The sequence below is a fragment of the Jiulongibacter sp. NS-SX5 genome, from assembly GCF_052828545.1.
Map to the genome: position 1 here is coordinate 3,757,593 of NZ_CM128248.1, position 23,066 is coordinate 3,780,658.

General features: G+C 39.5%; 18 protein-coding genes and 1 riboswitch. Of the genes, 12 read left to right on the forward strand and 6 right to left on the reverse strand.

Annotated elements, in window-relative coordinates:
- The first annotated feature begins 11 nt into the window (after positions 1 to 11).
- The 5 genes from ACUXV0_RS16360 (at position 12) to ACUXV0_RS16380 (ending at position 4,121) form a co-directional block, all read left to right on the forward strand.
- Complete coding sequence (locus ACUXV0_RS16360; RefSeq protein ID WP_446190649.1) at positions 12 to 806, forward strand: MbnP family protein; 795 nt, start codon at positions 12 to 14, stop codon at positions 804 to 806.
- Complete coding sequence (locus tag ACUXV0_RS16365) at positions 807 to 1,868, forward strand: cytochrome-c peroxidase (RefSeq protein WP_446190650.1); 1,062 nt, start codon at positions 807 to 809, stop codon at positions 1,866 to 1,868. It begins immediately after the preceding gene.
- The gene (locus ACUXV0_RS16370; RefSeq protein WP_446190651.1) at positions 1,865 to 2,779 is read left to right on the forward strand and encodes a hypothetical protein; all 915 of its coding nucleotides are present in this window, start codon (positions 1,865 to 1,867) and stop codon (positions 2,777 to 2,779) included. The genes ACUXV0_RS16365 and ACUXV0_RS16370 overlap by 4 nt, the downstream gene beginning before the upstream one ends.
- Positions 2,780 to 2,861: 82 nt before the next feature.
- Complete coding sequence (locus ACUXV0_RS16375) at positions 2,862 to 3,371, forward strand: dihydrofolate reductase (protein WP_446190652.1); 510 nt, start codon at positions 2,862 to 2,864, stop codon at positions 3,369 to 3,371.
- A gap of 36 nt (positions 3,372 to 3,407) precedes the next feature.
- Positions 3,408 to 4,121, forward strand: a complete 714-nt coding sequence (locus ACUXV0_RS16380) for a Dph6-related ATP pyrophosphatase (RefSeq protein ID WP_446190653.1) — start codon at positions 3,408 to 3,410, stop codon at positions 4,119 to 4,121.
- Positions 4,122 to 4,160: 39 nt separating this feature from the next.
- On the opposite strand, the gene ACUXV0_RS16385 is transcribed toward ACUXV0_RS16380, so the two are convergent.
- From ACUXV0_RS16385 to ACUXV0_RS16395, 3 genes are read right to left on the reverse strand one after another with little or no spacing between them, the layout of a single operon-like run.
- Entirely contained in the window at positions 4,161 to 4,379 is a 219-nt protein-coding gene (locus tag ACUXV0_RS16385; RefSeq protein WP_446190654.1) for a cysteine-rich CWC family protein, read from the reverse strand.
- Positions 4,380 to 4,421: 42 nt separating this feature from the next.
- Positions 4,422 to 5,534 (reverse strand): DUF5074 domain-containing protein, encoded by a 1,113-nt coding sequence (locus tag ACUXV0_RS16390; protein ID WP_446190655.1) that lies wholly within the window; start codon positions 5,532 to 5,534, stop codon positions 4,422 to 4,424.
- Between the two features lie 6 nt (positions 5,535 to 5,540).
- Positions 5,541 to 7,490, reverse strand: a complete 1,950-nt coding sequence (locus ACUXV0_RS16395; protein WP_446190656.1) for a TonB-dependent receptor plug domain-containing protein — start codon at positions 7,488 to 7,490, stop codon at positions 5,541 to 5,543.
- 60 nt (positions 7,491 to 7,550) lie between these two features.
- Positions 7,551 to 7,753, reverse strand: a riboswitch (cobalamin riboswitch).
- A 257-nt stretch (positions 7,754 to 8,010) separates the two neighbouring features.
- Here ACUXV0_RS16395 and ACUXV0_RS16400 point away from each other — a divergent pair.
- The 5 genes from ACUXV0_RS16400 (at position 8,011) to ACUXV0_RS16420 (ending at position 16,863) form a co-directional block, all read left to right on the forward strand.
- Positions 8,011 to 9,249 (forward strand): hypothetical protein, encoded by a 1,239-nt coding sequence (locus ACUXV0_RS16400; protein ID WP_446190657.1) that lies wholly within the window; start codon positions 8,011 to 8,013, stop codon positions 9,247 to 9,249.
- Between the two features lie 117 nt (positions 9,250 to 9,366).
- Positions 9,367 to 11,802, forward strand: a complete 2,436-nt coding sequence (locus ACUXV0_RS16405; protein WP_446190658.1) for a carboxypeptidase-like regulatory domain-containing protein — start codon at positions 9,367 to 9,369, stop codon at positions 11,800 to 11,802.
- A 26-nt stretch (positions 11,803 to 11,828) separates the two neighbouring features.
- Positions 11,829 to 13,079 (forward strand): DUF4374 domain-containing protein, encoded by a 1,251-nt coding sequence (locus tag ACUXV0_RS16410; protein ID WP_446190659.1) that lies wholly within the window; start codon positions 11,829 to 11,831, stop codon positions 13,077 to 13,079.
- A 41-nt stretch (positions 13,080 to 13,120) separates the two neighbouring features.
- The gene (locus ACUXV0_RS16415; RefSeq protein WP_446190660.1) at positions 13,121 to 14,239 is read left to right on the forward strand and encodes a PepSY-associated TM helix domain-containing protein; all 1,119 of its coding nucleotides are present in this window, start codon (positions 13,121 to 13,123) and stop codon (positions 14,237 to 14,239) included.
- Positions 14,240 to 14,349: 110 nt separating this feature from the next.
- Positions 14,350 to 16,863, forward strand: coding sequence for a glycoside hydrolase family 3 N-terminal domain-containing protein (locus tag ACUXV0_RS16420; RefSeq protein WP_446190661.1), 2,514 nt, complete (start codon positions 14,350 to 14,352; stop codon positions 16,861 to 16,863).
- 59 nt (positions 16,864 to 16,922) lie between these two features.
- Here the strand turns inward: ACUXV0_RS16420 and ACUXV0_RS16425 are convergent, their stop codons facing one another.
- The 3 genes from ACUXV0_RS16425 to ACUXV0_RS16435 all read right to left on the reverse strand — a co-directional run bounded on the left by ACUXV0_RS16425 (position 16,923) and on the right by ACUXV0_RS16435 (position 20,606).
- Positions 16,923 to 18,479 (reverse strand): PepSY-associated TM helix domain-containing protein, encoded by a 1,557-nt coding sequence (locus tag ACUXV0_RS16425; protein ID WP_446190662.1) that lies wholly within the window; start codon positions 18,477 to 18,479, stop codon positions 16,923 to 16,925.
- Between the two features lie 1,124 nt (positions 18,480 to 19,603).
- Positions 19,604 to 20,131, reverse strand: a complete 528-nt coding sequence (locus ACUXV0_RS16430) for a ferritin (RefSeq protein WP_446192821.1) — start codon at positions 20,129 to 20,131, stop codon at positions 19,604 to 19,606.
- Between the two features lie 136 nt (positions 20,132 to 20,267).
- Positions 20,268 to 20,606 (reverse strand): hypothetical protein, encoded by a 339-nt coding sequence (locus tag ACUXV0_RS16435; RefSeq protein WP_446190663.1) that lies wholly within the window; start codon positions 20,604 to 20,606, stop codon positions 20,268 to 20,270.
- A gap of 142 nt (positions 20,607 to 20,748) precedes the next feature.
- Between ACUXV0_RS16435 and ACUXV0_RS16440 the strand changes: the two genes are divergently transcribed.
- Both ACUXV0_RS16440 and ACUXV0_RS16445 read left to right on the forward strand, forming a co-directional pair.
- Positions 20,749 to 22,827, forward strand: a complete 2,079-nt coding sequence (locus ACUXV0_RS16440) for a TonB-dependent receptor plug domain-containing protein (RefSeq protein WP_446190664.1) — start codon at positions 20,749 to 20,751, stop codon at positions 22,825 to 22,827.
- 2 nt (positions 22,828 to 22,829) lie between these two features.
- A complete protein-coding gene (locus ACUXV0_RS16445; RefSeq protein WP_446190665.1) occupies positions 22,830 to 23,057 on the forward strand; it encodes a hypothetical protein in 228 nt (75 codons plus the stop codon).
- The last annotated feature ends 9 nt before the right edge of the window (positions 23,058 to 23,066 follow it).

A 23,066-nucleotide genomic window follows, 5' to 3' on the forward strand; every position in this document is an offset into this window, starting at 1 on the left:
CAAATTTTCAAATGAAAAACCTCATAAAAACCAGTTTGTTTTTTGCAGCTGGTACCCTCCTTTTTTCGTCATGTGATTCAGAAACTATGGAACCTTCAGGTGAAGGAAACCTAATTCTGGAGTTCGATAACAGAATAGGTAGCGACGAACTATACCTTGGTCAAACTCAGGCTACCAATGCCTCAGGAGAGACCTATACTTTATCTACCTTAAATTACTTTGTTTCTAATATCAATATTACTGATATGGCCGGGAACACAATTTCTTTTCCTGATGAGTATTTCTTGGTAAAAGAATCTGATGCGGCTACACAGCAGATCGAATTGACGGGTTTACCAGCGGGTAATTACCATCATATTTCGTTTATTATAGGCGTAGACAGTGTGAAGAGCATTTCTGATGTTTCACAAAGAGTGGGTGTATTAGACCCTGCCTCATATGGTGATGATAATATGTATTGGAGCTGGAATATGGGCTATATTTTCTTCAAAATGGAAGGGTACAGTTCGGCGGCTTCAGCTACTCCGGATAATAAGTTCGCCTACCATATCGGAGGCTTTGGCGGTAAAGATGCTCCTACGCCAAATAATTTAAGAACAGTAGAATTACACATGGATGATATGGCTGAAGTAACTTCTTCAGTTTCTCCTCAGGCTCATATAATCTTTGATGTATCTAAAGTTTTTGACGGAAGTTCTACGTTGAGTATTGGTACTACTCCGGTAGTACATAACCCGATGGTAGGTAAGCCAATTGCTGCTAATTATGCCGCGGCTTTTCTGGTAGACCATGTGCATAATCATTAGATGATCAGGAATTTAAAATACATATTAGTCATGGTTGTTCTTTGGTCTTGTAATGAGACCAATGAACAACCTCCTGTTATTCCTGAGCCAGAACCCGAGGAAGAAATACCTTTGTTTTCTATCCCTGAGAATTTTGAGGAGCCTGTTTATGATCTGTCAAAAAATCCGATTACTCAAGATGGTTTTGAGTTAGGGAAAAAGCTTTTTTATGATGGTCGACTTAGCAGAGATAATACTATCTCTTGTGCCGAATGCCACAATCAGAATTATGCTTTTACACACCATGGACATACCATAAGTCACGGTATTGATAATCAGATGGGTTTACGCAATGCCCCACCCATACAGAATACGGCTTGGATGAAAAGCTTTTTCTGGGATGGTGGCGTCTTTGACCTTGATCTTTTCTCCATTGCCCCTATTACTAATCCTGTGGAAATGGACGAGGAAATGGGAAATGTGCTTCAGAAAATTCAAGCAGATGATGAGTATAAAGCCATGTTTAAGAAGGCTTTCGGTACAGAAGAAGTGACTACGCAAAACTTTTTGAAAGCTTTGAGTCAGTTTATGAATACACTGATTTCGAAGAACTCCAAATACGATAAATTTATCAGAAATGAACCTGGCGGTGAGTTTAGCGAAGATGAACTGGCAGGTTTAAGAGTATTTGAGCAGAAGTGTCAAACCTGTCATAGTGGACCGCTGTTTTCAGATGAAAGTTTTAGAAGTAATGGTCTTGAACCATTTAGAAGAGAGCCTGATTACGGTCGGGCCAATATCACTGGGAACTCGGCTGATCAATTCAAGTTTAAAGTGCCGAGTTTAAGAAACCTGGGTTATACGGCTCCATATATGCATGATGGCAGATACGGTTCTCTGGAGAGCGTTTTAAATCATTACAGTAGCGGCATGGTTGATCTTAGGACCTTAGATCCTGTTTTTCGCAATGGCGAACAGCTTGGGATTCCGCTTACTGATTTAGAAAAAGTACAATTGATAGCCTTTTTAAAAACTTTAGATGATGAGGAATTTATCAAAGATCCTCGTTTTGCAGCACCATGAGATATAAACTATTTGTCTTCCTCATTTTAATCGGATGGCAGAATCTTTCTGCCTGTGATATCTGTGGTTGTGTTAACGGAGGCTCATTTTTTGGGATTTTACCGCAGGGGCAAATGCAGTTTGCCGGTGTTCGGTACCGTCAAAATAGCTTTGACTCACATATAGGAAGTAAGCTATTGGCGGCTCAGGAAACTTTCCGGACTACCGAAATCTGGACTCGATTATACCCGGTCAAAAACGTACAGTTGATGGCTTTTTTGCCTTATCAGCAAAATCAACAGACTCGCCTTTCTGATAGCTTTAAAGCTGAGTTAGAGGGGATGGGTGATGCCAATCTTTTACTTCATTATAATGTGATCAATACCTTTCTGGATACTACAAGGCTTCATAAAAAATGGAACCATCAGCTTTTAGTTGGCGGGGGAATAAAGGCTCCTACTGGTGCTTATCAGTTTGATCAGAATGATATTTCGGAAGTGGCGAATGCTAATTTCCAATTGGGGACAGGAAGTTGGGATGTGCCTCTCAATGTTATTTATACATTGAAAAAGCATGAAACAGGCCTGAATATAAATGCAACCTATAAAATTAATGGTACCAATTCCTATGGATATCATTTTGCCAATCAAACACTTCTAAGTCTTTTGGCATTCAGATCGGTTTACGTAGGCAATGCCAATTTGGTACTTTCTGTCGGGACTAATTCTGAATTTAAGAGACAGGATCTGGTCAATGGAGAAAGGAATCATTTTACCGGTGGTTGGTATGTTAATGGGACCGCGGGTATTGATCTCTACTATCGAAAATTTGGCTTGAATTTAAGCGGACAGTTACCGATTGTTCAAAGTCTGAGTAATCAGGAATTGAAGCTGAATGAGGGCTTTAGTGTTTCTTTGAGTAGGATGTTTTGATGTTATTTGTTTTAATATTGCAGCCGATACTTTTGACCTACTATAAGTTAGGTCGATATTGTCTTATTGATATCTTTAGAATATGCCCCAAAATAACATCTCTCTCATAATTGCGATAGCTGAGAATAATGCCATTGGAAAAGACAATTCGCTTATCTGGCGTTTATCGGATGATCTGAAGAATTTCAAGAGAATCACTAGCGGTCACAGTATTATAATGGGTCGTAAGACCTTTGATTCTATAGGTAGACCACTGCCAAAACGAACCAATATCGTGATTACCAGAAAAGAGGATTTGGTTATTGAGGGTTGTGAGGTGGTTCACTCCTTAAAACAGGCTTTTGAGTTGGCAAAAGACCATGAGGGTCATGAAGAGATTTTTGTGATTGGCGGAGCAAATATTTATGAGCAGGCCCTGCCTTTTGTCAGTAAAGTGTACCTCACTAAAGTTTTTGCCTCCCCAGAGGCAGATGCCTTCTTTGATATATCTCTTTTCAATGACTGGAAAATAATTGACAGCCAATTCTATAGTAAGGATGAGAAGAATGAATATGATTTTGAGATCATGACCCTCGAGCGTCTTCAGGATTAATTTTCATTAATAGTATTCAATACAAATTCTAAGGTGATGAGCAAATCTACTTTGCCAAAAGCATTTATGAACTGGTCTGGAGGAAAGGGCTCAGCCTTGGCACTGTTTCATGTTCTACAAGATGGAAGTTTAGATGTGGATACTCTTTTTAGCACACTCAATGGTGAACTCAAAAGAATAACCATGCATGGTGTTCATGAAGAACTGTTAGAGCATCAATCGAGTTTGATGGGCATGAAAGTGGAGAAGCTTTATCTTACGGAGAGTGTATTAATGAAAGAATATGATCAGCTGATGCACTCTAAGTTTACTTCATTTAAAACCAGAGGTTTTGAAAGGGCGATTTACGGAGACATTTTTCTGGAAGACCTGAAAATCTACAGAGACAATAATCTCAAGAGGGCGAACTTGAAGGGAGTATATCCGTTATGGAAACGGTCTTCTGAGGAATTACTGGAAGAGTTTTGGGATTTGGGTTTTAAGACCACAGTGGTAAGCATAAATGGGTCTTTACTGGAGAAGTCATTTTGTGGTCAGGAGTTAGATCGCGATTTCATAAAGGAATTACCCAAAGGCATTGACCCCTGCGGTGAAAACGGAGAATTTCACACGTTTGTGACGGACGGGCCTTATTTTAAAGAGCCACTAAAGGTGAAGTTGAATGAGGTCATTGAGAAAAGCTATACCTATAAAACTGCTGAAGGAGAGGAAGTTAAATCTTTGTACTATTTCGCTGATTTGAGTCTTTGATTCATTTCGCTCAACTGTAATAGTGTATTCTTAATTGATTTAATGATTCTGATGCTGAAACTCTTTTTTTAGTTTTAGTAGGCATCTGTTACATACACATTCCGAGGTTCCTAAAGTTAACTCCAGGTGATGTCTTATAAGGGTAGCTTCTTGGCTTGTCATATCTATTTTCATGCAGTCACAGTTAAATATGCTGTTTACTTTACAGGTAAAAAGCTCTTCACATAGGGGGCAGGTGTCTGTGGCATGTTTTTCCATTTGAATAAAGCACCAGACCTCTAGGTCTGGTGCTTTTAAGGCTTACTTTTTAAAATAGAATTTGCTCGGAGCAATTTCTGCTTTAACAGAATCTACAAGCGTGCCATTAGGCATATATCTGAAAACATATCCAGCTTGCTTATAGGATGGAATAAGGCCAGCGTAGAGGTAGCCCGTCTCGCTGTCAACACCAAAACCACCTCCAAAAAGTCTATCAATGAAAGGCGTAGTCGCTTCTACTGTTGAAGCGGAAGTATTAAAGCTAAACGTCTCACCTTTTTGAATCCAGTTATCTGCAGCATCATAAAAAGACATTGTGTAGTATACAGTATTTTTATCTGCACTCATCACAAAAGAACTAGGAGACATCTCTGCATTTGAAGATGTGATACTCATAGTACTCTCCACCGATTTAGATGAAGGATTTATTTTTTGAAGTTGCCCACCGGCATAAATCCATAGTTTGCCGCTAGCATCTTCTCCGATTATACTTGGATTAGCACCTACCTCAATAGTGGTATTGAGAGCATCTGTATTCACATCGATCACAGATACAATGGTTTGGCCTGAGCCAGTGTTTCCTACAAAGACATCGTCTCCAACTTTAACAAGTGTCTCGGCTCCATTTTGAACTTCAATTTTCTTAATAATTTGATTAGAAGTTAAGTCCAGCACAGCCACATAGCCAGGGTTAGCATAGAAATTAGAGAAATCACCAGTGGCGTCCCAGGCAGTAATATAGGCCTTGGTATCTGAGACTGGTATGACATTTCTTGGGTTCTCAATTTCAGATGACGGAATAGTGGCCACAGATTTGAAAGTACCAGCATCTACTATCTCAATAAGGTCTTGCCCTGCGGTAGAATTGTCTACAAGAATAATCCCTTTGTCTTTTGCTTCGGCATAACCACTGATTCCTCCTGAAATTGAACGAAGATTTTCTTTCTGGAAAATATCATAAGAAGCTGTCTGGTTTGATCGTGAAATTAGGCTGAGCGTCCCATTATTATCGGTAAAGTTTCCGGCGTTTATAACGATAACACCTAAATCGTAGGGCTCAATTGGCTCTTCCGGTTCAGGGTCGTTTTTTGAATTATCACATGAAGCCAGAATTCCGGCGGTTAGAAATGTGATAAGTAGAAATCTGATTTTCATAAATAACTATTGATTTGTATGATTAAAGACTAAAATGATATTCATTGATACCGACCTCATTGGCATGGCATTCTTTTTTAAGTTTGGGTATAGGGTATTTGTAAGGTTATTGCCTTGCAATTGAAAGTGCAGGCTGTTCCCTCTGAATAAGTGCTGATATCCTACCCAACTGTTAATAAGGCTATAGGGTGGAAAAGCAGAGCCGCTGTGGTCGAATGTGATATAGCGTTTGCTATTGAATAATTGCTGCACAGTCCAGTTCCAATTGCCATTAGACAAGGTAAATGTACCGTTTAATGTATGCCGTGGTACATAAACCAATTGCTTACCTATAATTTCCTGAGTGTATGGGCCGTAGGCTTTTTGCTGTGAAGAATGCGTAAGGGCGTATTGGGCATCTAGCTGAAGCGTAGTCTTGTTGATTTTTAATCTATGTCTGGCTTCTAATTCCAAGCCCTTAGCCAGTACCTGCTGTAGGTTCTCTACTTTATAGTTCTTGTCCGGGTTCCAGTAGGTCCAGTTATCTATTAAGTTATGAAAAACACTTACTCCGTACTGTTGAAAGTACTTGTCTGTTTTTCTGTGCTGCCAGACAATTCCGGCTTCTTTGTTAAAGCCTATTTCAGGTTTTAGGTTTGGATTACCCAAATTGACCCAATAGCGTTCGTTTAGGGTAGGTACTCGGTAGCTATAGGCAATATTTGCCGTCAGGTTGATTCTATTATTTTGATTATTGATTATTCGGTAGTCTACACCCGCAGAAGGAGTAAATGGTGGTTTAAATCCTTGAACAAGAGCCTGTCTAAGGTTTAAAGAGGCTACAAACCTACTGCTGAATTGAGATCTTAAAAGAGCATAAAAATCAGCTCTGTTTTCTGTTATAGGTTTACCACCATAACCATCTACGGCCGCTTGATAACGCACATATTCTGCTCCAACTTTAAGATTGATTCCCTTATCACAATTCTGTATCCATGAGAAATCATGCTCTGCACGACCGATGTATCTACTTATATCTGTGTGACTCGGATCCAGGTTTTCTGCCCTGCCATAATTCATGATATCCCGAATGTAGGCCGTTCTAAAGAGTGTCTTGCCAAGATTATAGCTAAGCATCAGTCTGTTTGCTTGTGATCTTGTTATTTCTCTTAGGGCGATGGTCTGCGGCTGAACCACCAGATTATTATCTGTTAACCATAGGTTTAGACTTAGCAGATTGCCATTTTTTTGCAGTGCAAAAAGATCGTTCACCAGCCCAATTTGTGTAGTTTTGATAGGCTCCACAGGGTATTGCCTACCTTTTTTATTTTTGATTGGTTCCAGGCCAAAATCGTTTTGAATTAGCGATCCATAGAGCAATGTTTTGCCTGATATTTTCCAGTCATTGGATGTCTGATGATAATAGCGAAGACCGGCTTGGCTACTATAATTTTCTGAACTCTCAGCACTTACACCGGCGATTGCCTGTAGACCTTGATTTGAGAATTTTGGTACAGAGCGAAGTAAAACACTACCGCCTACCGCATCAGTACCTACACAGCTGGCTGCCGAGCCATACTGAATAGACATTTCATCAAACCCGCTGAGAGGTAGGGTAGAGAAGTCAGATTGCCCCAGCGACGGCATATTGATATTTACACCATTCCAAAGAACGGCTGTATGGTTAGCCGAGGTACCTCTGAATGAAATAGTGGCTAATTGGCCGGCACCATAACTTTTAAATGAGGCCGGCGACTGAAACTGCAAGAAACCGGCAAGTGTATTAAATCTATTTTGAGCCAGCATTAAAGAATCTGTCTCACGAACTTTTAAGCCAACCATAAACCTTTCGGGTTTTATGGCTGTAACAGTGACCTCGCAAAGAGTCTTCTCTGTCTGGGCAATAGTTATGTTAGAGCACAAGAGAGTGCATATAGCAATACAGCCCAGCAACAGGTATTTCACCCGTTTTGTCATTCAAAAAAGATTAATGTAACTATTTAATTCTGCCGATTAATCCTCATCCACCGTAAGAATTTCCTCGATTCGTTTCTGGCAGGTCTCCTGACTCGTTTCTTATTTTCTGGCCTTCCCGTTAGTAAACTTACAGTGGCCACGTAGGTTGAAAATAATCTTATGAAACTTACAGTTGCGGGGACAGCTCCCGAATCTCACGGGATTCCCTATTAAGCAAATACAAAATCTGAGTTTTGATTTGCACCACAAACTTGGGGCAAAGGTAGAAGGATTAATAGTTTTCCTGAGTGCTTCTCTTGAAAATATTCCGTTTCATTCTCCTCGTAGATTAGTAAAACGGGAATAGTAATATCTAAAGTAGGATAAATGATACTTGAAAAAATTGCGAAGAATCGAAAACAAGAAAGTCTAATTTTCTTGGCAGCCTTTGAAATGGATTTTCATGTTTTAAAACAATAGTGGCAGATAAACAGGAACCATCTATCTTAGGGTTTCACTGGTTTTGATAAAACGAAAATAAATGCGGTTACTAGTTTGGTTTAGTTTGATAGCTCTATTGATAAATTGCACATCAGCAGATAACTCCATAACAGTTAAGATGTTATCTGATGACGAGTACCCGGATAACCCGGATATAGAGAACCGCCATGAGTTATACAATCAAATAGTATATGATCAGCTGAAAATCAAGTCTTGGGACAACAAGGACTTCATCTATGATATAATCCTGAAAGGAAATGAGGGCAATGAAATATTATTAAAGGAGGTGAATTTTTATGAGATGATCCCAGGTGTACCCGCCGAGCTTAAAGAGGATGCAGATATGGCTTATATAGCTGTGATTAATCAGGAATGGAACAGGCAGCAGGTGCGGTTTGATAAAACAGACTTTCCGATTGAAGTTAAGGGTGACTCGCTCTTAAGTAGGTTTGATCTGGCCAGAAACTGCCTGAATGCCTACCTGTGGGAGATAATTCTTTATGATGAGGAAGGTAAATCATATTACCATGGTTGGTTTGATTTTCCTCACGAACTTTATGCGGGGCTGTTTGAGCAAAAAAGTGGAATTTCTTTTGACCTCTACAAAGAGGCCTTAGAAAACTGGAAAGATCCTGAAAAGCTAAGGGTAAATTTTGATCTATTGAGAACCATAATATCCACCAAGGAGGTAAGATTTGAAAACTTAAATGAACAGTATTACCCACTAGTGGGCGAAAGAAAGAAAAAGTTTAAGAACATACTTAAGCCTCAAAACCTTAAGCAGATCTCAGATTTTTTAAATGACTCTACCTCATTTGCTACATTCAGCCCTCCCGGCTTTTATAATACCAAAGACCCCAGGAAAACATATCTTTCTGAGTTGGCGGAGTTAAAGTCTGTATCAGTGAATTCTACGGAAGAAGGTTTTAAAGAATTGGTGCTACAATTCAAGGATCTGAGATTCACATTGGGAGGGGTTGATCTTGATAATCTACCGATTTTAACGGAGGAAGAGATGCATAAAGGTTATCAGAATAGTATGGGAGTAAAGAATCATTCATTTTACGAGACCTACGACTATGCTGTGACTCATCAACAAGAGCAAAGTGCCTATTACTGTTTGCTTACCCAAGGTGAAAATGAGTTTGTTGATAGTCATAAAATAGGTATTGATGGCCCTCTTCTGTTTCGTGATGCCGAGAATAATGCCCTGCATTTATGTTTGCTTTCTTTTGAAAGGCATGCTTTGGTAGGCCATTTTAAGATTTATTATAATTAATACTTCCTTATTTAAAATAATTCTAAACAAGTCTTGTGAGATCAAAGAAGTTGAAATAGTTTTGTGAACTAATTTAAAATTAGTCTAAATAAAAGAAAAAGCTATTACAATACTTTTATGAAGGTAAAACTATCTTCACCAAGGGTGAAACCTGTCCGTGAGTATAAGATCGTTAAGAATTCTGTATTTATAAGTTTAATCTCTACTCTATTATGCTTTCTAAACTTCGGTCTGTTTGCTCAAAATTCTGTTCTGAATGGTAGAGTTTATCAAAAGGATAAGCAGTCGGTTTCTTTCGTCAGTATCGCCATTTCAGGTACTTCATTTGGCACCGTTTCTGATGAAAATGGGCAGTTTAAGATTGAAAATATTGCCCCTGGAAACTATACCCTAACAGCTACTGCGGTTGGTTTTCAAGACTATTCGCAAAAAATTGAAATAGGCGTCGGGGAGCATACCAACCTGGAAATACTTCTGCAGGAAACAACCAATGACCTGGAGGAAGTATTGGTCAAAGGCAAATCTGTTAGCTCTGAAAAAAGAGAATTGCCTTATGCGATTGCTTCCATTGATGTAAAGCCTTTGAAGAATCAAAATCTGGACGTTAATCAAATATTGAATGCTACTTCCGGGATAAGGATCAGGGAGTCTGGCGGCTTAGGTTCTGACTTTAATTTCTCTTTAAATGGATTCTCCGGAAGGCAGGTTCGCTTTTTCATTGATGGCGTGCCAATGGATAATTTTGGTTCTTCTCTGTCCCTGAATAATATACCGGTTAACCTTATCTCAAGAATAGAGGTGTTTAAGGGAGTGGTGCCGGTATATTTAGGTTCTGATGCTCTGGGTGGAGCCATAAATGTAGTCACCAATGATAACGCCAGTAGATTTACTGATGTAGCCTATTCTGTAGGTTCTTTTAATACACATCGTTTTTCTGCCATAAACAGATTTAAGGGTAAAAACGGCTTCATTTTCAACGCAAACGGCTTTTTAAACTACTCTGATAATAATTACAAGGTTCTGGTAGAGATAGCAGATCTTAAAACCGGTAAATATGGCGACCCGGAATGGGTAAGAAGATTTAATGATGCTTACCAGTCTCAGATGGTGGAGCTTGAAGCGGGTTTTGTGAATAGAAAGTTTGCTGATAAGCTCACGCTCGGTGTGATAGCCTCCAGTAACCACAAAGAAGTACAGAATGGGGCCAATATGAATCAGGTGGCCGGCCAGATTTATACCGAGGATAAGGTGATTATTGGGTCTATTAAATACAAAAAAGACAATCTTCTTGCAGACGGACTTTCCTTTAGCCTCTATAGCAACTATAATATCAGAAGAGCTTTTACGGTAGATACCAGCAGTAGAATTTATGACTGGCGTGGTAATTACAAAACACGAGATCTTCTTTCTACCTCCGGCGAATTGACCTGGTATAAGACTCTTTTCAGGTTTAATGATAATTCACTACTCAATACAGCAAATCTTACTTACGAAATTGGGCCAAAGCAGTCAGTCTCATTAAATAACACTTATAGCAGCTACACCCGGGTAGGAGAGGACCCCATCACATATGGAGGCACACCATTTAGTGAGCCCAATACCCTCAATAAAAACATTACCGGCTTATCTTACTCCCTTAATTTGTTTGATGACAGATGGAAATCTGTGGCTTTTGTCAAGTCGTTTATCATGAACTCCAAAACCTTTGAAGACGAGTCTCTGGGTGGTGAGGAGCAGGAACTTGTAGAAACCAATCTTCAGACGAATAACATTGGTTACGGTGTCGCCAGTACCTATTTTCTTACGAAACAGCTACAGCTCAAAGTCTCCTATGAGGATACGTATAGACTGCCGGATGCCTTTGAGATGTTTGGTAATGGTCTGCTTTTACTGCCCAATGTCACTCTAACACCAGAGAAAAGTAAAAACTACAATTTTGGCTTACTGGGAAGACTTGAAAGGAAAAACCATAACCTGATTGCTGAAGCAAACTACCTGTACAGAATACCGGAAAATTTGATCAGGTTAGCAGCACTTGGTGTAACGAGCCAATATCAAAACCTCACTTCTGCTAAAGCCAATATAGTGGAAGGTGGCGTGAAGTATAGCTATAAGCGTAAGTATAATATCGAGGCAAATGCCACTTATCAAAACATCATCAATAATCAGAAATTGACACCATCAGGTGGCGAGAACTATTTGTTTGGAGATAGGCTCCCAAATCAACCCTTCTTATTCGGGAATGCTTCTGCAGGAGTCTTGTTTGATGATATTCTAACAGAAGGAAATACACTTTCTGTAAGCTGGGCCAGCCTGTTTGTGGAAGCTTTTTATCTGAAATGGCCAAGCCAGGGGAACAGCAAAACCAAGTACGATATACCCAGACAGGTTTCTCATTCGGCCTCGGTAGCCTATTCTTTAAAGTCTGGAACCTATAACGTCTCATTGTCTTGCAATAATATTTTCGACGAGATACTCTTTGACAATTTTATGCTACAAAAACCGGGTAGAGCATTCACGCTCAAGGCCAGGTATTTCTTCAATAAAAATTAAACCATAATTCTAAAAATTAAATAAAAATGAAAAAGTCGTTTTTAAATCTGGGAGTGTGTTCAGTAGCACTTTTGGCATTAAATACAGCCTGTGAAACTTCAAATGGAGGCACAGAAGAACCAGAACCGGAGGAGGTAAAAGTTAATTATGTCATGTCTCTAAGAGCCTTAGATGGTAATGATGAGAGTGCAGATTATCTGCTGACAGTTGATGATCTGATGACCGGTGAGATTTCTGCACAGGGTAGAGGAGAAGAGCTGGTAGGATGGAACTACTTCAAAAAGTATGGTGACACCTATTTTGCTTTTGGTTATGACCTAAACGAATGTGTAGGTTATAGAATTACTGACGGTGAATTGCTTCAGGAAGGTAAGTTTGTGTTTGAGAGATTCGATGTCATGAATGATCTGGATGGTGATAATTTTATGGCTATCGGTGCACCATGGGGTGGTGGATCATATGACTGTCAGCTGCAGGTAGTAAATGTAGAGAACATAGAAATTACTGAAAATGTGAAACACCCAATCTATGTTTCATATGATGCTGATGGTAATCAAATGAATGCCTGGCCTACTAGCTCTTACCTAGACAACGGTAAACTATACGTTTCCTTCTATCCTTTGAATGGTACTACCTGGGAAACGCCAAATACCGATACCGCTTATGTAAGTGTTTACTCTTATCCTGAAATGGAATATTTGAAAACCATGAAAGATGCCAGAACAGGACCAATCGGTTACTATGGCGGTCAGCCATGTATTGTAGAAGATGAGTCTGGTAATCACTACACCTTCTCTTCTGGTGCTCAGTCGGCTGGATTCTCACAAGCTACCAAACCTTCAGTTATTTTGAAGATCAATGCTGGTTCAGATGAGTTTGATCAGAATTATTTCTTTGATGTAGAGGCTTCAGGTTATAAAGTGACTTCAGCAGAATATCTTGGGAATGGTAAGGTAATAGCCAATGTGATCGCCAATGACCTGGATGCTCAGGCAGCAGCAGTAAACACCTGGGCTTTGTTTAGTGAGGTTACGCCTCTTTTAAACACAGCGATTATTGACTTGAATGCTCAAACAGTAACTATCGTTCAAGACGTTCCTCAGCACGGCGGTCAGTACGCTACTCCTTTCTTGGTGGAAGATGGGAAGGCTTATATATCTGTAAATAATGGTACTGAAGCTTATGTATACCAGGTGGATGCCGCTACGGCTACCGCAGTAAGAGGAGCCAAGCTGATTGGTAATCAGTTTCAGGGACTTTTTGTAGGTAACAAATAAGAATTGAACGCTTAACTTTTACAATTTTCATTATCAACTGAATGACATTTAAAAAATTGGTTGGTCAAATTCACCTCTGGCTCGGTTTAACAACCGGGCTGGTGGTGTTTATTATCAGTATCACGGGCTGTCTTTATGCGTTTGAAAGCGAGATTCAAGACGCCATTGAAAAATTCAGATTCTCAGAGGTTGAGGATAGACCGGTTTTACCTCCTTCAGTATTTGTAGAGAAAGCAAAGGAGGTATTGCCGGGAAAGCATTTGCATGCTATTAATTATCCTGAAACAGGAAGAAGTGTTGAAGCCATTTTCTACAGTTTTGACCCTGAATATTATGATGTAATTTATCTCAACCCCTACACGGCAGAGCTCCTCCATGTAAAAGATATGGAAGCCAATTTCTTTCATTGGGTATTGGATGGTCATTATTATTTGTGGTTACCACCCCAAATTGGTCAGCCTATCACCGCGTACAGCACACTTATTTTTCTGGTAATGCTGGTTTCGGGGATTATCTTATGGTGGCCCAAAAACAAATCTGCAGCTAAACAGCGGTTTAAGTTTAAATGGAAAAGTACCACCAAATGGAAACGCAAAAATTATGATCTACATAATATCCCGGGTTTTTATGCCAGCTGGTTACTTTTAGTATTAGCAGTTACCGGGATTGTCTTTGGAATTCAGTGGTTTAGAGAAGCTTATTACGGAGCAATAGGTGGTGAGAAATCTGTGATGTATGCTGAACCTCTTTCAGCAATAAAAGGTAAACCACAAGACTACAAGACTACGAATGCCATGGATGAAATCTGGCATAGAGTGCTGGAAGAAGAACCGGAAGCTATTTCTATAGAGGTTCATGTTCCTGAGTCTGACTCTTCTTCACTCGCTGTCAATACCAATACATTGTCTGATAAATACTGGACTTTGAACTACCGTTATTTTGACCAATACACATTGGAAGAGTTGGAGGTAGATCATGTTTATGGAAAACTGGAAGATGCTACTGCGGCAGATAAATTAATGAGAATGAATTATGATATCCATATAGGAGCCATATGGGGGTTCCCCGGCAAAATTCTGGCATTTCTCCTTTCATTAACAGCCGCTAGTTTACCGATAACAGGTTTTTTGATTTGGTGGGGAAGGAAAAAGAAAAAGTGATAGGGTAGATAGATGGTTTAGTTTTTCTGAAGTGATTAATCTTCCTGATTCTTCTAAAAGAATTAACTTGCTCTGATTTATAACTAACTAAACCTAAATTAATCAACCCAATGAAACTTAAAAATACCTTTAAGGTAACTTTACTTTTGGCAGTGGTATTCGGTCTGAGTACATGGAGCTGTAATCAGAATTCCGACACTGATCAGGCCAGCAATGAAATCAATCCCGAAAATTGGCCGACGATAGAGGCTTTACCCTTAAATCCTGAAATAGAAGCTCAGATAGATGAAATTCTCCCAAAATTGACACTTGAGCAGAAAGTAGGTCAGGTGATACAAGGTGATAATGCTTCTCTTACTCCGGAAGATGTAAAAAAATATAGGCTAGGTTCTGTACTTAGTGGAGGTAATTCTGCACCAGGTCCACTTCCTTACGCAGATACAAAGACCTGGCTGGAGATGGCCGATAAATATTGGGAAGCTTCGATGGACCCTGAAGGGGTAGAAGTGCCTATACCAATGATATGGGGTATAGATGCTGTTCATGGCCATGCCAATCTCAAAGGGGCCATAATTTTTCCACATAATGTAGGTTTGGGTGCGATGCGTAACCCTGATCTTATCGAACAAATCTCTTCAGTTACAGCGGAGGCTTTGACCATATCTGGTCATGACTGGACTTTCGCTCCTACATTGGCCGTACCTCAGGATATCAGATGGGGAAGAAGCTACGAAGGTTTCTCTGAGGATCCTGCAATTGTGAAGTCCTATGGAGGAAGAATCGCTCAAGGATTACAAGGCCATTTTGGTGCTGAAGACTTTATGAAAGACGGTCGAGTGATTTCCAGTGCCAAACATTATTTAGGAGATGGTGGTACAGAGAACGGTGTAGACCAGGGAGATGCTAAAATTAGCGAAGCAGAACTAAGAGATATTCATGGAGCTGGTTACTACAGTGCCATCCCTGCTGGAGTTCAGACTGTAATGGCTTCATTCTCTAGCTGGCAGGAAAGAAAGCTACACGGAGATAAAGACCTTCTGACTGATGTACTGAAAGGCAGAATGGGTTTCAATGGTTTTGTAGTCGGAGACTGGAATGGTCATGGCCAAATACCAGGCTGCACCAATACCGATTGCCCGCAAGCAATAAACGCTGGCTTGGATATGTATATGGCACCTGATAGCTGGAAAGGTCTTTGGGAGAGTACACTGAAGCATGTTCAGGAGGGTACTATCCCGATGGAAAGGCTTGATGATGCAGTTAGAAGAATCTTAAGAGTTAAGATTGCCTCAGGCTTATTTACCAAAGGAAAACCAAGTAGTAGAGCCAATGCAGGTAATGAAGCTTTACTTTCATCTGCCAAAAGCCGTGCTATTGCTCGTCAGGCAGTTAGAGAGTCAATGGTTCTCTTGAAAAATAACGGAAATGTGTTGCCCATCGATGGCTCTAAAACCATCATGGTAGTGGGCGATGGAGCCAATAGTGTTTCAAAAGCAAGTGGAGGCTGGACCCTCTCTTGGCAGGGAGTAGGCCATACCAACGAGGAGTTTCCAAACAGTCAGACTATTCTTTCAGGAATAGAGGAGGCGGTAACTCAAGCTGGAGGCAAGGTCATTTTCTCTGCCGATGGCAGTAGTTCTGCCAAAGCAGATGTTGTTATAGCAGTTTACGGAGAGGACCCATATGCTGAATTTCAAGGTGATAGAAAAAATCTTGATTTTGAGCCGAATGGCTTTGATGTCAATACACTAGCAGAGTTTAAAGAAAAAGGTGTACCTGTGGTATCAGTCTTCTTATCGGGACGACCACTTTGGGTTAATCCTGAGATCAATAATTCTGATGCTTTTGTAGCGGCATTTTTACCAGGTTCTGAAGGTGGCGGTATAGCAGATGTACTATTCCAAACAGATCCTTCGTATGATTTTAAAGGAAAGTTGTCTTTCACCTGGCCAAATACAGCGGTTAGTTACCATAAAGCTGCTGATAGAAAAGCCAATGCCCTTTTTGAGTTGGGGTACGGATTGAATTATGCGTCAAACGAGACAGTTGGTGATCTTGAAGAGGTTTCCGGCTTAGAGAATATGGGTGTTGAGTCCAGTGATAAATTCTATCAGGCTGGTCAGCCGGTGGCACCTTGGAGTTTGTCAATGCAAACGGGTGATCTGGTGAAGCAAGTATCTAGCTTCCCGACTTCAGCTTCAGGACTGATCATTAGTAAAACGGACCATAATGCACAGGAAGATGCCCTTAGACTTAAATGGACTCAAGCCGAGGAGACACAGTTCAAGGTGGTAAGCGAGAGTGCTGCTGATCTTTCCAGACAGTCAAATGGAGCCATGGAATTAACTTTCTCGGCCAAATCCTTTACCGATGTACCTGCAGCAGTTCAAATAGGAATGGGCTGCAATGAGGGAGATTGTAACCAAATGCTGGATGTTCAGATAAAATCTGGCGACTGGCAGGAGTACAGGTTGAGTTTAAGTTGTTTTGATGACCTTGGCGTAGAAATGAAAAATATCAAAGCAGCCTTTATCATCTCAGCAGGTCAAGGCTCAGATGTTGGGGTTAGTAATGTCAGATTGGAATCTGATATTGACGCCAAAGCTACGTGTACGGGAGAATAAAAAAGTAATTTGATTAAAAGCCCTGGGTGAAGAACCCAGGGCTTTTTTTTTGACCAGCACTAAGACCTTTTGAGTTCATTTTGAGGCTTATATATCCCGAGATAGAAACAGAATAGACCTGTCAAAAGCCAGAATGTATCTATCCAAAAAACATTCTTTTCGCCAAATGAAATACTTTGCCAAATCCAGTCTCCTGTTATTATTCCATTAGTAAACGGTACTAAAATGGCTAGAATTCCTCCTGACTTCAGAAAGAACTTAGTTATTGCTGAGTCAGATTTTAGGTAAACCCCAATCACCGTAAATATGAACCATGAGCCAAAGAATATTGAGTTTACAATTTGGTTATGATTTGGTATTTGAGGAGTACTTATATCGCTTATAAATAGCATCGGAAAAGCTGGAATGAGGCTTAAACAGACAGATAAGTAGATTGTAGTTACTCTCCGATGAAAAAGCTTTTGTTTATCTGAATAAGACTTGTTTTTACGTGATTCTCTCCAAAGTAAAACTCCGGCAATAATCACGAAACAGGTCAACAAGGAAAGAATAAAATAAATCACTTTTAAAAGTACTCCCCCAAATGTGCCGAAGTGAAGCTGACCAATGGCATGGAGGACTTTATTATGATATGGTTTATTACTATCAGGAATGAGGTTGTATAACTCCTCTCCTGAATTAATTCGATAACCAACCGTACCTCTGTTATCAAGGCCTTCTTCAGATTTAAATGCAAACTCTACAAACCCGTCTTTCTTATTGTAGTGCTTTAGCCCGATATAACTGATGTCTTCATTTTGATACTTATCTTCTACCTCGGTGAAAAGTGCCAGAAGCTTATCTTCATTATCAATCATTGGGGCATTCTCCTTATACTGCACGCTGAAGGAAGGATAAACAACGGCATAAAGTTTATTGATATCACCATTAAAAAAGGTGCCCAAGGAGGGGAGTAGTATTAATGGGAGCAATAAATAAAAAGCACCGGTTATGGCATACATCATCTGGAATGGTAGCCCTAAAAATCCTAAAGCAGTATGGGCATTCGACCACATTTGTTTCCACGTTTTTTTTATGGAGAATGACCAGAATTTGGTAAAGAGATTTCTCCAGTGAATTAATACACCAGTCACACTGGCAAAGAGGAAAAACAGAGCAGTAAATCCTGCTAAATATCTACCGAATAGAGGAATTTGATCAAAAAAGTGAAGTCGGTAAATCGTTTCACCTGTTGTGTTTTCATGTTTAAGTACCTCGTAAGTTTTGGGATCAAAATTAACGTCATAGTGGATCTCTGGACCGTCTTCATGTTGGAGATGGGCTCTCACTAATATCGTTCTCAACTCTTCACTGGGTAAATAGATTCTGATATCATCATGCCAGTCTATTTCTACATCTTGCTGTTTGAGGGTCTCTAAAGTTTTGGCTAAACTAAAGTCTGGTTGATTAATCCGTCTCAATTGAGGATTTTCCCAAGGAGCTATTTCAGATTTAAACAGGGCAAAAGCCCCTGCATAAAAAATGATAAACAGCCCAAAACTTAGTACAATCCCCGATACCGTATGTGTATGAAATAGAATGTTGTAAACCCTATTCGGAAGTCCTTTTAGCTTCATGATTAGTTAATTAGCAGTTTAGCAGCCAGGTAAAAAACTATGGATATTAAAAGATAAATGCCCCAGATTTTCCATCCGTTTTTAGAAAGAAATGCCAAAACCATCAAGCTAATCCAAACGATAAATAGGGTGAAGGTTGAAGTCAGTAATACGGTATCCCTCCAGCCAGGCAAGGCAGCCAATAAAAGGTGAAAAGCTGAGGCAACTAGATATCCACCCAGTATACCGGCTGAGGTTTTGAGAAATCTATGGAAGGGTTTTGTTAAATATTTCGTTTTTGCCGGCATTAGTATAGGAATCCAGAGATAAAGAAGAGATGAAGAACAATCATCGACAAGACTTGAAATTTTCTTGGTAGATGGAAGATCAATTGGATTAGACAAGCGAAGGTCATGATGTAGCCAAGAAAGATCAGAAGTCCGATCACTAGTCCAAAATCTTTGACAGTGATTAGGACAGCCACTACCAAAAGTAGACTACCAATGAAGGGAATTAACGCAGTAAATCTTTCATTCAATCTCAAGGGGAAATATTTACTTCGGCTGTAAAAACCTAATAGGCCCCAGATAGTTAAGTAATAGGTCATTGTTCATAATTTGAACAAATCTACATATTATTTAGAATTGGTCTAATTAAAATAAAATTTTATTGAAGTACATTTGGGCTGTTAATTATGAGACTGCTCAATTTGCTTTTAATGATGAATGTTACGCTTAGTGTCAAGCGTTATGACACTATACTTTTTGGAGGATTAAAAGTTGAACGGTAGAACTGTTATCAAGTATCTGTTTCTTTTGAAGGAAACGAATATTCCACCTTCTCTTACTCAGTTGGGCAGTATTCTATTACATGAATAAGCTATACTTTGGTTGTCTTTTCCAGATGTCTTTCTAACCAGTCCAAAATGTTCCATACGAATTAAGACATTATTGAGGTAAATCTATCAATGACTTATGAGGCATGAGTTTAAAGGCAAAACTCAAGCCAGCGAGTTAAGAGGTATGCCTATGACCTTTAGTTCTTTCCATTATGATAGAACTTTAAGTATGTGATTTGAAGTACATAAAAAAAGGCCCTCCCAAAATTGAGAGAACCTCTTTTATTCATACATATGCTTTACGGTCTTACTCTGCCGCAGAAATTTTGCCGATGGCCTTATCAAGCTGATATTTTCCTGTGTCGCTGTCAGGGTTAATAAGATCAAACAACTCCAGTGCTCTACGGGCGTTGTCTTCTTCTTCTCTTTGTTCTTCTACAAACCACATCAAGAATTGCTCTGTGGCGTAGTCGTTTAATTGACGACATTTCCCAACAATCTTATTGATGGAATGAGTTACCGCTATTTCACTTTCCAATGCCGTTTCAAAAACTTGCTTCAGAGAGTCGTATTCCTGAGGTACCTCATCGATTTTCGGTGTAATAGCTACTCCACCTACTTCATTGATATACTTGTGAATTTTGAGAAAATGCTCTCTTTCTTCTTCGGCTTGCTCGTATAAGTACTCAGAGCTGAATTTATAACCGTTGCGATCTAGCCATGAAGCCATAGCCAGATATTTATTAGAAGCTTCAGCTTCCATTTTGCATTGAGCGTTCAAAAGTATTTCTATATCCTCACTTAGAGAGGTTCTGCTTCTTACCAAATCTTTCATCATGTCTTTTCTTTCTTTTGTTGATATACCCGAAATATTTCAGGTTTCAATTACTTGACAACAACAATAATGAAAGTGTTCCTTTAGAGGAAATATTAGAAAAATTTAGAAACAGTCTAATTACAAGAGACTTAAGCTAGGCAGTTTTATGGTATCCCAAAACCTCACAGAGCATAGAATTGAGCTGCAACGAGAACATGGTGCCGTCGATAAGTTCTTTGAGCTGAACAAAAGAGCAAAGTGTTAACCTCAATGGGTTATTTGGGATGTATAAGTTAAGAAAGTCAGATTGGTCACTTAAGTCAAAAAGAACTTCTTCCAGTTTGACCGAATTGATTTGCTGTCTGAGAGATTTAAATTGATACCAGTCTACTTTGATCTCACGATTCTCAAAATGGATAATGATTTTGTTGGTGACATTATCCTGAAATGATTCTCCCTTAGTAGTACTGTACAATTTCTGTTTTTGACTCATCTCTTTTCACTCTTGTGCTACAAATATATGCCAGCTTTTGCTGTCATCAAATTTTATTTAAAATAATTCTAAATAACCTTGCATTGATCATTCTTGATACCCACCTTTGTCTCGTTATTTAGAAACGGTCTAAATAAAAATAATGAAAAAGCTATTACCATTTTTACTTATTCTTTTAGCTGGGTATCAGGCATTAAGTCAGGAGGATTCTACAGATAATAGGTCTCTGGAAACCGTGGTAGTTACCGCTACCAGAAGTGAAAGAGCACTTAGTAGTTTGCCGATGCCGGTCATGGTTATCGATAAAAAGCAAATACAACAGATGGGCTCAATGAGGCTAGGGGATGTTCTTGCGGAGCAAACAGGCCTTTTTATCGTGAATGATCACGGGAAGGGTGTACAGCTTCAAGGTTTTAATCCAGATTATACCTTAATACTGGTAGACGGCGAACCTCTAATCGGGCGTACCGCCGGCACCCTGGAGCTTGATCGATTGGCTGTAGGGAATATAAAACAGATAGAGGTAGTAAAAGGTCCATCTTCTAGTTTGTATGGTTCAGAAGCACTGGCAGGCGTTATCAATATTATCACCGAGGATGCTAACAAAACCGGAGGTTCCATAAATGCCAGATATGGTGCTAATCAGACCTCAGATCTTTCTTTTAACGGTAACCTCAAGGCTGGAGATTTAAAACTTAACCTTTTTGCGGATAGATATGCCTCCGGAGGCTATGATTTGACGCCGGAAACTTATGGAAATACAGTTGCTCCTTTTGTCAATTACACCGTTCAGCCGAAATTAAAATACCAGATTTCTAATAATACATCAGTTTTAGCCTCTGCCAGATATTATACAGAATCTCAAAATGATGGTTATGAAATTTCCAGTAGTGGAGATACTCCTGTAAGACTCCAAAGTGATGGGAAAGTAGAAGATCAAAATTATAATTTTAGACTGAAGCATTCTTTTACGCCAACATTAAATTTGACTGCCAGAGCTTATTATTCAAGTTACGGTACTAATTCATTGATTACTTATGAAACTACAGGAGATGTCTACGACCAAAGCTACTTCAATCAATCTTTTTTAAGACCTGAGTTATTGGTAGATTTTAGTCAAGCCGAAAAACACTTCTTTCTATTTGGAATAGGAAGCGTTTTAGAATCTGTAGAGGCCACGAGGTATGATGAGTTGAAGACCTTCAATACCAATTACATTTTTGGTCAGTATGAATGGTACGCTTCAGAGAAATGGCAGTTTAACCTTGGCGGTAGGTATGACGCTCATAGTGCCTATAGGAATCAATTTTCCCCTAAAGCAGCAGCCATATTTTCATTGAATGATCATTTAAAAATTAGAGGCTCTTATGGTGTAGGCTATAAAGCCCCTGATTTTAGACAGCTTTACCTAAATTTTACAAATGCCATTGCTGGCTACAGTGTATTCGGCTCAAATGAGCTTCTTACCAACTTCAATAAACTTCAGGCTGAAGGACAAATTTCAGCCGTTTTTCAAGATCCGGAGAGTTTTGGTGACTTGAGCCCCGAGAGCTCTCAAGCCTTTAATCTCGGGGTACTTTTAACGGCTGAGAATGGATTGTCAGGAAATTTAAACGCTTTTAGAAATGATGTACAGGATTTGATCGAGAGCTTTCCGGTAGCTCAGAAAGCTAACGGTCAAAATCTTTACAGTTACAGAAATATTTCTGAAGTATATACACAAGGGTTAGAAGCAAATGTGTCTTACCCGATGGAAATTGGTTATCAGGGTAAGTTAAGACTATCAGCGGGCTATCAATTCCTGGAAGCCAAAGACAAAAGTGTCATAGAGGCCATTAAGGAAGGGAATCTTTATAAAAGGGATCCCGAAACCTTAGAGACCACAAGAGTAAGCAAAGCTGACTATGGTGGACTTATCAATAGATCAAAACATTCGGCTAATGTCAAGGCCTTTTACCAGATCGAGAATGGCCTTTCATTTAATATTCGTGGGATTTATCGCGGTCGTTACGGATTCGCAGATTTAAACGGCAATGAAATTATAGATGCAGATAATGAATATGCCAAGGGCTATTTTTTGATGAATATAGCATCTGCTTATGAGACCGGCATTTGGCGTTTTCAAGCCGGTGTAGATAATGTGTTGAATTTTAGAGATGCCATAGCACAGCCCGGAATAGCCGGACTCCAATGGTGGGTCAGAAGTCAGATAACTTTTTAGCCATGATAGAAATTAACATGACTCATCAGATAGAAAATCCAGCTCTGCTTGAGAATCTGAAGCAGCAGCTGGATGGCCTAGGAGTAAACTCCTTTACGGCATGTTTTGAGACACATAAAGTGACTTTGACCAAATACCATTGCCTCACAGAAAAAGAGGTAGAATGCTCACTTAGGAAGAATGGGTTTGAGTGTAAGTGTACAAAGCTGCTAGGCTTAAATAATGATTAAAAACTAGAA